The organism is Castellaniella sp. S9, assembly GCF_027257175.1.
Taxonomy (GTDB): Bacteria; Pseudomonadota; Gammaproteobacteria; order Burkholderiales; family Burkholderiaceae_B; genus Castellaniella.
In genome coordinates this window covers 248,410-255,379 of the sequence record NZ_JAPFGD010000008.1, presented here as the reverse complement: position 1 = coordinate 255,379, position 6,970 = coordinate 248,410, and the positions used below count along the sequence as shown (strand labels likewise).

Here is a 6,970-nt window from a genome sequence, read left to right as displayed (position 1 = left end):
CACCTGGATGCCGGCTGGCGGCTGGTGGCGGGGGCGGGCGGGGATGGGCCGGATTCCGTGTCCGAGGCCCTGACCTGCCGGCATCCTTTGCAACCGTTCAGCCGCCGTTATTTTCCGCCGGAGCCGCAACCGGGGCCGGATGCCTTGTTCACCTACGCCCGGGAGTGGCGGCAGGCACGGGACGGCGCGGCGGCGGGCGGCACGCTGGTGCCGGGCGTGCCGGCCGCGGGCGGGGCGCTGGGCGTTCCGGTGCCCGAGGACCCCTTGACTCTCGATCGGTTGCGGCGTTTCCTGCGCCATCCGATCCAGCGTTTTTTTCAGGATCGGCTGGGCGTCTTTTTCGAGCGCGATGGGCGCCGCAGCGAGGATCGCGAGCCGTATGCCATCGACGGCCTGGCGGCCTGGGGCCTGCGCGATGCGCTGCTGGATGCGGCGATGCGTGCCATGCGCCTCGGAGAGGACCCGATCGCGAGCCTGGAGGCGCGCATGCGGGCCATGCGCCGGTCCGGCGCGCTGGCTGGGGGCAGCCTGGGCGCGCTGGCGGCCCAGGACCTGCGCGATGGATTCGATGCCCTGCTGTCGGCTTACCAGGCGGCCTGTGGGCGCTGGCCGTCGGACGGCGGGCCGCCCTTGGTGCTGCGGCATCGGACAGAGCTCTCTGGAGGATATACTTTAGAGATACAAGATTCCCTGGGCGGCATTCGCAGCAACGCTGCGGGCGAGCGTGCGCGCATCCTGATGCAGGCCAGCCACCTGGTCAAGGACCGCGCCTATCGGCCCGGGGCCCTGGTCGAGGCGTGGGTGACGCATTTGGCGGGCCACCTGGACGGCCGCGGGCTGACGACGCTGGTCTTCAGCCCGCAGGGCAGCGTGGCCTTCGAGCCCCTGGACCCGGCGCGCGCGCGGGCGTGGCTGGACGACTTGGTGCGGGGATGGGCCCAGGGGATGTGCGCACCGCTGCCGGTCACTGCGGAATGCGCGGTGGCCTGGCTGCGGCACGGCGCATCCAGCCAGCCGGATCACCGCGCGTGGATCGAGGCGCAGGCCTGCCACGCCCGGGCGCTGGAGCGCGATCCGTACCTGCGCAGGGCCTATCCGGATTTCGAGGCATTCAGTGCGCAAGGCGGCTTCGAGCACTGGGCGCGGTGCCTGTATGGCGGCTTGAGCGACGCGATCGCCACCGTCCGCGAGGCCTTGCCCGACGCAGCGGCACAGGAGGCGCCATGACGCCCGCCGCCGGCATGCCGGCCCTCGATCCGCTGGCGTTCCCGCTGCGCGGCAGCCGGGTGATCGAGGCCAGCGCCGGCACGGGCAAGACCTGGACCATCGCCGCCCTGTACCTGCGCCTGGTCCTGGGGCACGGCGATCCGCCGCCCGCCGCCCGGCTGCCCGCCGAGATCCTGGTCCTCACGTTTACCGAGGCGGCCTCGCAAGAGCTGCGCGACCGGATCCGTGCGCGGCTGGCACAGGCGGCGGCCTATTTCTACGACGGCATCCAGGACGACCCTGTGGGTGTCGAGGGCGATGCGTTCCTGTGCCAGCTGCGCGCCTCCATCGCCTCGGCGCAATGGCCGACCTGCGCCCGTATCCTCGATCTGGCGGCGCAATCCATGGACGAGGCCTCGATCGGCACCATCCACGGCTGGTGCGCCCGCATGCTGCAGGAGCATGCCTTCGACAGCGGCAGCCTCTTCGATCGCCGGGTGGAAGCCGACCTGCGCACGGTCGAGGAGGAGGCCGTGTGGGATTACTGGCGCTTGTTCGTGGCGCCGCTCGGGCTGGAGCAGGCGGCGCAAGTGCGCGGCTGGTGGTCCGGTCCCGCGGCCCTGCACGCGGACCTGGCCGGCGCCCTCCATGACGAAGGGCCGCAGGCGCCCGAGCCGGGTTCGCTCGCGCCCTTGCTGGCCGCGGTCGGCGGGCGTCGCGCGCAGTGCCTGGCGGCCCTGAAGGCGCCGTGGATCGACGGGGCCGAGGAACTGGGCCAATGGCTGGCTTCCCTGGGCCGGGACTGGTCGGTGGCGGCACGCTACTGGCAGCGCTGGATTGCGGATCTGCGGGACTGGGCCTGCGATCCCGAGGCTGAGGCTCTGGATTTGAAGACGGGCTGGCAGCGCTTGGTGCCGGCGGGCATCGCCGAAAAATGGCGTGCTGCGGATCCGGTGCCCAGCCATCCCCTGTGCGACCGCCTCGCCGGCCTGCGATCGGCGCTGTCCGAGCTGCCGGACGGCCGTGCCGAGGTCGCGGACCATGCGCTGGCCTGGATCGCCGCGCGCCTGCGCGGCGAACTGGACCGGCAGGCCCGCATGGGTTTCGACGGCCTGCTCGCCCATCTGGACGCCGCGCTGGACGGCCCGGGCGGCGAGCGCCTGGCGCAGGTGCTGCGCGCGCAGTATCCCGTGGTCCTGATCGATGAGTTCCAGGACACCGATCCGGTCCAGTACCGGATTTTCGACCGGATCTACCGCATTGCGGAGGATTGCGACGACCTGTGCCTGGTGATGATCGGCGATCCCAAGCAGGCCATCTATGGCTTTCGGGGCGCCGACATCCATGCCTATCTGCGCGCGCGGCGCGCCTGCGCGGGCCGGGTGCATACCTTAGACCGGAATTACAGGTCTTCGCAGGCCATGGTGGAGGCGGTCAATACCTGCTTTGCCCGGGCCGACACCCAGGCGCCCGGCGGCGCCTTCCCGACGCCGGGCGAACCGGAGGGCATCGCGTTCCATCCGGTCCACGCCGAGGGCCGCGACGAGGCCTGGTGCATCCAGGGCGCAGCCGCGCCGGCGCTCAGCATCCATTGGGTCGATGCCACCCAGCCCGACAAGCCGCTGGGCGTGGGGGACTACGAGGCGCACGCCGCGCAGTGGTGCGCGCACCGTGTCGCGGGGCTTCTGGCCCTGGGCGCGCGCGCGGCGGCGGGCTTCGCGCGCGGACCGGACCTGCAGCCGCTGCGGCCGGCCGACATCGCCGTGCTGGTCAATACCCACGCCGAGGCCGGTCGGGTGCGCCAGGCACTGGCCTTGCGCGGCGTGCGCAGCGTCTATCTGTCGGAGCGCGAATCGGTGTACGAGACGCTGCAGGCCGGCGAACTGCGCCATTGGCTGGCTGCTTGCGTCAATCCCGAGGACGGCGGCGCGGTCCGCACGGCGCTGGCCACGCCCTCGCTGGCCCTGTCCTGGTGGACGCTCGAGCGTCTGGCGGCCGGTGAACAGGCCTGGGAGGACGTGGTGGCGCGCTTCCAGGGCTATCGCGCCTGCTGGCGCGAACGCGGCGTCCTGCCCATGGTCCGGCGCCTGCTGCATGATTTCGGCGTCCCGGCGCGGCTGCTCGACGATGGACGGGACGGCGAGCGCGTCCTCACCGACATCCTGCACCTGGCCGAGCTGCTGCAGCAGGCGGCCATGCGGCTGGACGGCGAACAGGCCTTGATGCGCTACCTGGACGAGCAATGCGAAGGTGCGCCGGCGGGCGGCGACGATGCCCGCCGCGTGCGGCTGGAAAGCGACGAAGACCTGGTGCGCGTGGTCACCGTGCATAAATCCAAGGGGTTGGAGTATCCGCTGGTCTTTCTGCCGTTCGCCGCCCGGGCGCGCATTGTGCGAGGCGATCGGGGCCCTTATTACGTACACGGGGAAGGGGGCCGCCGCAGGGTGTTGCGGCCCGACGCTGGGGAGCTCGCGCAGCTGGACGCCGAGCGGCTGGCCGAGGACGTGCGCAAGCTGTACGTCGCCTTGACGCGGGCGCGCCACGCGGTGTGGATGGCGGTGGGCCCCTTGCGTGACCTCGAGCGCAACAGCGCGGTGGGCCACGTGCTGGGCGGCCCCGAGGGCGTGCAGCCGGCGTTGCGGGCGCTGGTGGACGTCCGTGAGGGGATTGTTTGGGACGAGGCGGCGGTGGACGAACCCCCGGCCTGGCGGGATCGCGCCCCTGCCGCATTGGGCATGGCGCGTGTGCCGCGCCACGCCGCGCGCGAGCATGCGTGGTGGATCTCCAGCTATTCGGCGCTGCAGCTCGAGCCGGGGCGGCAGGCGGTGGCCCGGACGGCGCAAGAGGACGTGTACCAGGAGGCCCGCCGGTTCGATCCGCTCGAAGGGCCGGACGGGCCGGCGGCCGACGGCCGCGGCGCCGCGACCGGCCTGCATGCCTTGCCCCGGGGTAGTGAGGCGGGGACTTTCCTGCACGGCTTGCTGGAGTGGGCGGCACGGCGCGGCTTTGCGATGCTGGAGCACGCCGAGGTCCGGGACGTGGTGGCGCGCCGCTGCGCGGTGCGCGGCTGGTCGGCGTGGATCGATCTCCTGTGCGATTGGCTGCTGGGCTATGTGCGCACCGAATTCCGGCTCGGCGCCGGGCCGGCGCCGGCGCTGCGCCTGGATGGGCCGGGGGCCCGTCTGCCCGAGATGGAGTTCTGGCTGCCGGCCGAGGGCGTGGACGTGCGTCGCCTCGACGCGCTGGTCAGCGCCGCGACCCTGGATGGCGCGCCCCGGCCGCCGGTTGCGTCCATGCGGCTGAACGGCATGTTCAAGGGTTTCATCGACCTGGCGCTGCAGCACGACGGACGGTATTACGTGGTCGACTACAAATCGAACTGGCTGGGGCCGGATGCCGCGGCCTATCGCCCGGAGGTCATGCATGCCGCGATGCTGGCCGCCCGCTACGACCTGCAGTACGTCCTGTATGTGCTCGCGCTGCATCGCCAACTGGCGGCGCGGCTGCCGGACTACGACTACGACCGGCACATGGGCGGGGCGGTCTACATGTTTCTGCGCGGCTGGGAGGCGCCGGGGCAGGGCCTGTATGCCGACCGTCCGGCGCGCGGCCTGATCGAGCAGCTCGATGCGCTCTTCGGCGGACGGGACACTAGTGTGGACAGACCCTAATGGCGCGGCGACCGTTCGATGACTGGGGGGCCGCCACCGGCGATCGCACGGCGCTCTGGGCCCATGTGCAGGCCTGGCACGCCGCGGGCGCGCTGCGCGGGCTCGACGTGTCGTTCGGCCGGTTCCTGGCCGATTGCGCGCCCGAGGCGCCGGACCTGGCCGTCTGGCTGGCGACCTGGTGCAGCGCACAGCTCGGGCACGGGCACGTCTGCCTGGACATGCAGGCGCTGTGCGACAACGCCGCCGATACGCTGGCCCTGGGTGATGCGCGTCCCGAAAGTCTGGCGGACATGGCACGCGCACTGGCACACGGCGGGCTGCCGGCGTGCATCCAGGCGCTGGAACGCTCCGGATTCGCCGGCGACGGGGAGGGCGGCGAGCCGCTCGTGCGCCATGGCCATCGCCTGTATCTGGCCCGCTATTGGCGTGCCGAGCGCCGTGTGCGGGCACAGATCGACCGGCGATTGGCCGTGGACGGCGCGACGGCCGATCCGGCGCGCGCGCGGGCCTGGCTCGATGCCTTGTTCCCACCGGCGCCGGCCGGCGACGCGGACTGGCAGAAGATCGCCTGTGCGACTGCGTTGGACCATGCTTTTTGCGTCGTGACGGGTGGTCCGGGCACCGGCAAGACAAGCACCGTCGTGCGCCTGCTGGCCGTGCTGCAGGGGCTGGCGCGGGAGGGCGGCGGGGCGGGACTGCGCATCCGCGTGGCCGCGCCCACCGGCAAGGCGGCCGCCCGGCTGAACGACTCCATCGGATCGGCGCTGGCGCGCCTGCGCGGCGAGGCGCCCGCTTTCGTGCAGGCGGTTCTGGCCGAGATCCCCGCGCAGGCGCAGACCCTGCATCGCCTGCTGGGCAGCCGTCCGGACACCCGCCGCTTCCGCCATACCGCGGACCATCCCCTGCCCGCCGACATCCTGGTGATCGACGAAGCCTCGATGATGGACATCGAGATGATGGATGCGGTGCTGGCGGCGCTGCCGGCAGGCGCGCGGCTGGTCCTGCTGGGCGACAAGGATCAGCTGGCCTCGGTCGAGGCCGGCGCGGTCCTGGGCGAACTCTGCGCGCGCGCCGAGCAGGGCCATTACACGCCGTCGCGCTGTGCGCGCATCGCGGCGCTCACCGGCCAGGACATCCCGGCCGTGCGGCGCGATCCGGACGGCACGGCGCTGGACCAGGCCGTCGTCATGCTGCGCCACAGCCGGCGCTTCGAGGCGGACAGCGGCATCGGGCGTTTTGCCGCCGCCGTCAACCGCGGGGCGCTGGCCGCCGTGCATGCCTTGCAGGATGATCCGCCGGCGGACCTCGCGTTCCTCGCGCCGCGCATGGCCGAGGATCCGCGCCTCGATGTGCTGTTTTGCGGCGAGTCGCGGGAGGCGGTGGGGGGCGTGGGGCCAGGCGGCCACGGCCGGTATTTTCATGGCGTCCGTGCCGGGCCGCCGGATGGGGAAACCTCGGCCGAGGCGATTGATCGGTGGGCGCGTGCCGTGCTCGAGGCGCGCGGCCGGTTCCAGGTGCTGTGCGCCGTGCGCGAGGGCCCCTGGGGCGCGCAAGGCCTGAACCTGCGCATCGAGGCGGGCCTGCGCGCCCGTGGCTGGATCGGTGCCGGCCATGGCGACTGGTACCCGGGACGGCCTGTGCTGGTGACGCGCAACCAGCGCGAGCTGGGGCTGGCCAATGGCGACATGGGTGTCGCCTTGCCCGTTCCGGAGCCGGGCCGCCCAGACATGCAGCGGATCCGGATCGCGTTTGCGCGCGACGACGGCTCCGGCGGCGTGCGCTGGATCGCGCCCGGGCGCGTCGTCGACATCGAGACCGTCTACGCCTTGACCGTGCACAAATCGCAGGGCTCCGAGTTCGACGAGGTGGCCCTGGTCCTGCCGGAACGCGGCGGACCGATCCTCACGCGCGAGCTTCTCTACACCGGCGCCACGCGGGCGCAGCGTGCCTTGACGGTGGTGCTCCCCGGGGGCGCGCCCATGCTGGATGCGGCCGTTGCCCGCCGCGTGCGGCGCGCCGGCGGCCTGCTGGCCGACTGAGGGCCGCGGGACGACGGGCCGCCCGGGCTGCGCCGCCGTGGACGCGGCACGGAT

The 6,970-nt window shown here is 72.7% G+C and carries 2 protein-coding genes and 1 pseudogene; all 3 read left to right on the top strand.

Annotated elements, in window-relative coordinates:
* Nucleotides 1–1,227: pseudogene (locus OOZ48_RS14580) on the top strand (hypothetical protein); the annotation flags it as partial.
* The gene (recB, locus tag OOZ48_RS14575) at nucleotides 1,224–4,877 is read left to right on the top strand and encodes an exodeoxyribonuclease V subunit beta (RefSeq protein ID WP_269499554.1); all 3,654 of its coding nucleotides are present in this window, start codon (nucleotides 1,224–1,226) and stop codon (nucleotides 4,875–4,877) included. The pseudogene OOZ48_RS14580 and the gene recB, both read left to right, overlap by 4 nt.
* Entirely contained in the window at nucleotides 4,877–6,916 is a 2,040-nt protein-coding gene (gene recD / locus OOZ48_RS14570) for an exodeoxyribonuclease V subunit alpha (RefSeq protein WP_269499552.1), read from the top strand. Before recB ends, recD begins: the two co-directional genes overlap by 1 nt.
* The last annotated feature ends 54 nt before the right edge of the window (nucleotides 6,917–6,970 follow it).

Coding starts and splice junctions, on each gene's coding strand:
- recB (WP_269499554.1), top strand. CDS start 1,224: ATGACGCCCGCCGCCGGCATGCCGGCCCTCGATCCGCTGGCGTTCCCG.
- recD (WP_269499552.1), top strand. CDS start 4,877: ATGGCGCGGCGACCGTTCGATGACTGGGGGGCCGCCACCGGCGATCGC.